Origin of the sequence: Finegoldia magna (genome assembly GCF_003182075.1) — a bacterium.
GTDB lineage: Bacteria > Bacillota > Clostridia > Tissierellales > Peptoniphilaceae > Finegoldia > Finegoldia magna.
Genome location: NZ_QGTH01000021.1, coordinates 1 through 3,179, shown reverse-complemented (window position 1 = coordinate 3,179; position 3,179 = coordinate 1). Strand labels below are relative to the sequence as shown.

The window sequence follows — 3,179 nt, the reverse complement described above, 5'->3', positions numbered from 1 at the left end:
TTAAAAGCCGAAAAAAATGGCAAAATATTAGTGAGAACATTGACATATTGGTTGTATCGTGACAAAGACCGTGACGGAATATCAGATGACGACGATATAGATAACGGAGAAAAATTCACACCGCAAAGAAATGGAGCACAGCCAATAATAGTCAACGGAACAAAACCGACCATAGAAGATTTCAAAGCGAAATTCTCCAACATCCCACAAGATGGATCGGTAGAAGTAACACTTGAAAAAGAACCTGATTATACAAAAGTAGGACAATTTAGAGTTAACATAATATTTAAACTTAGAAAAACACAAGAAATATCAAAATCTTATGTGTTTATCAAAATCGAGAAACCTGTTGTAGAAGAAAAAGACAATGAAAAAGAACCTGACGAGAATTCTATTGATAAAAAGTCAGAAAAATCTCAACCAAAAAATGAAAAAAACAACGATAAAACTGATTTGAATATCGACACTAAAACACAAGATGAAAAACAAAAGAATTTGGAAAACTTGAAGGAGGAGATTAGATGACTTTAATAGTAGGAATACTTTTCACTATAATTTTTTATAGCTTAACAGCCCAATCGATAAAAAAACATCCAGTAGCATATTATGTAGGAATGTATGCGTGGACGGGACTAGTTGTGTGTTATTACAACATGGATTACTACAGATATTTGCCAACTTGGTTCAACGATTATTTCATGAAAATATTCGCTAGAGGAATATTTGCAACGGCAACATTCATGATAGTAATGTTCTTAGGGACTGTTACAAAACACAATGATTTTACGAAAAAACTGATGAACATTCGTGGAGAAATGTCTATCATAGGAAGTTTGCTGGTTATAAGCCACAACATAATATTTGGAATACACTATTTTCCAGTGCTATTCACAAATCCTTCATCCTTGCCAAAAAGAGAACTAATCGCATCAATAATAACAATATTTTTATTGTTGATGCTGATTCCACTTTTTGTGACATCATTCAAATCAGTTCGAAGAAAGATGAACGCAAAGAATTGGAAGAAACTTCAAAGAATGGCGTATCCTTTTTTCATTGGAATTTATGTGCATGTAATGGTGCTTTATTCAAATGATTGGAAAGCACACATCTCTGGAGTAATCATATATACGATTATTTTTGTGAGTTATGTGATATTGAGACTCAGAAAATCATTTTACAAGAAGAAAAAATCACAAAAACAGAGATAATTTAGTTTGTTTGTATAATAATTATGATATAATGTAACTATCAAATAAGAAAGGAACATATATCATGTCAGAACAAGAAATTTACGAAATTACGAGAAATTATGCTGTAGTCACAGCGATATTTTTAATCCTCAGCGTTTTCGGTATCTACTTATCATTAAAACGCAAAGACGATCATTTGCTAGGAATCGTAACAAGTGTATTTCAAATAGCAATATCATTTGCAATGCTGAGCATGAACTTCACAATAACTTTGCTACACGATGGAATGGGTGGAGATGACACAATGCTTGTGAATTTCTGCTTATACGGATGGTTATTGGCATTAGTATTGATGGGTATTAGCGTAATAATAACCATTAGAAATATCTTAAAACAACGCAAAAAACAAACAAAATTGAATTACTAAAACAACGGCCACCAACAATTTAAGGTGACCCCAAAAAGTTGGACTTTATACCAGAGACATTTAGAAATATTTGTCTCTGTTTTTTGTCCTCATATTTCCCCTAGGGGAAATCGCAGTTAAGCTGCATTCAATTTCCTATATTCAACTGGACTTAAATATCCAAGTTTTTCTTTTATTCTATCTTCATTGTAATATTTTATATATTCTTCTATTGTCTTTTTTAGTTCGTTAAATGATTTAAACGTTCTACCATAGTAAATTTCTTGTTTTAATATCCCAAAGAAATTTTCCATAGGGGAATTATCTAAGCAATTTCCTTTTCTTGACATACTCTGCAAAATTCCATCGCTTTCTAACCTATTAGTATATTGTTTTAATTGATATGCCCAGCCTCGATCCGAATGAAAGATTCTTTTATATTTGCAGTCTGAAGTCTTTTCTATCGCTTCTTCAAGAGGCGTTATTATTGCCTCTAATGATGGTGAAGTTGTTATTGAATAGCTAATGATTTCTCCATTAAACATATCTAAGAAAGGATTTAAGTAAAGTTTTTTTACTTGCATATTCCCAGACTTATCTGTTTCATAGTATTTGAATTCACTTGTATCTGTTGTGATTTTTTGATGTACTACAGAAGTGTTAAACCTTCTTTTTATCCTATTTGGTGCTACTTTACCCACTGTTCCTTTGTATGAGCAATATTTTCTTGATTTACGTGAAAAGTTTGTTACTTGAAGTTTAAGCTTCTGTATCAGTCTTTGAACTTTTTTCTTGTTTATTACAATACCAAGTCTTTTGAATATGGCATGTATTCTTCTGTATCCATAGTTTGGATTATCTTTTCTTATTTTCTTGATTTGATTCTCAAGGGCTTCATCTTTATTTTTTCTGTCAAATCTTTTTTTCCAATACATGTACGTTGACTTAGGGAATTTTAAATAGCTAAGCAAATCTTTTAATAGATATTTTTCTCTTAATGAGTCAATTATTCTAGCCATTCTCTCATTTTCTGATCTTCCTCGTCTTCTAATTCCATCTTTTTTTTTAGAAAATCTATTTCCATTTGTGCCCAGTAAAGCTTATCTTTAAGTTCAGCAATTTCATCTATTTCTTCCTTAGAATATTCTTTCTTTACTTGTTCTTTATTTTTATTTTTATCTTTAGTCATACTTGAAGGTCTTCCTCTCTTTTTTGGTCTAAGTCCATCAAGTCCTTGATTTCTAAAATCAATTACCCATCTAGTAATGATTGCTGGATTATTAATCTTAAATTGATTAGAAAGTTCTTGATAGGACATTTCTCCTGTTAAGTACAACTTTACTATATTTTTCTTAAATTCGAAAGAGTAACTATTATTTTTTCTAGAAATTTTTAAGCCTTCATATCCTTGTGATTTAAATGAGTTAACCCATCTTCTAACTACTGAATGATCACTGATCCCATATTTAGCAGCTAAATATTTATATCCTCCTCGTATAATGTAGTTGTAGTAATAAATACTACTTTTTATTCTCAATCCCACTTTCATATGGGATAATAATTGTATAGATAGAGGTCGT

At 30.8% G+C, this 3,179-nt stretch carries 3 protein-coding genes and 1 pseudogene; 3 read left to right on the top strand and 1 reads right to left on the bottom strand.

What is annotated here, in order from left to right; translation table 11 throughout:
* From DES33_RS09830 to DES33_RS08055, 3 genes and pseudogenes are all read left to right on the top strand, one after another.
* Positions 1-525, top strand: a pseudogene (locus DES33_RS09830) (FMN-binding protein); the annotation flags it as partial.
* Entirely contained in the window at positions 522-1,211 is a 690-nt protein-coding gene (locus tag DES33_RS08060; protein ID WP_110058647.1) for a ferric reductase-like transmembrane domain-containing protein, read from the top strand. The pseudogene DES33_RS09830 and the gene DES33_RS08060, both read left to right, overlap by 4 nt.
* Before the next feature lie 64 nt (positions 1,212-1,275).
* Positions 1,276-1,620 carry a hypothetical protein gene (locus DES33_RS08055; protein ID WP_110058646.1) on the top strand — a complete coding sequence of 115 codons (345 nt, stop codon included), beginning with the start codon at positions 1,276-1,278 and terminating at the stop codon, positions 1,618-1,620.
* Between the two features lie 116 nt (positions 1,621-1,736).
* Here DES33_RS08055 and DES33_RS08050 read toward each other — a convergent pair.
* A protein-coding gene (locus DES33_RS08050) for an IS3 family transposase (protein WP_110058645.1) occupies positions 1,737-3,148 on the bottom strand; the annotation gives its coding sequence in 2 pieces (ribosomal slippage) (positions 1,737-2,624 and positions 2,627-3,148; 1,410 coding nt in all).
* Positions 3,149-3,179 lie beyond the last annotated feature (31 nt).

Excerpts from the sequence above, each read along its gene's own strand:
- DES33_RS08060 (WP_110058647.1), top strand. The coding sequence starts at position 522 with ATGACTTTAATAGTAGGAATACTTTTCACTATAATTTTTTATAGCTTA.
- DES33_RS08055 (WP_110058646.1), top strand. The coding sequence starts at position 1,276 with ATGTCAGAACAAGAAATTTACGAAATTACGAGAAATTATGCTGTAGTC.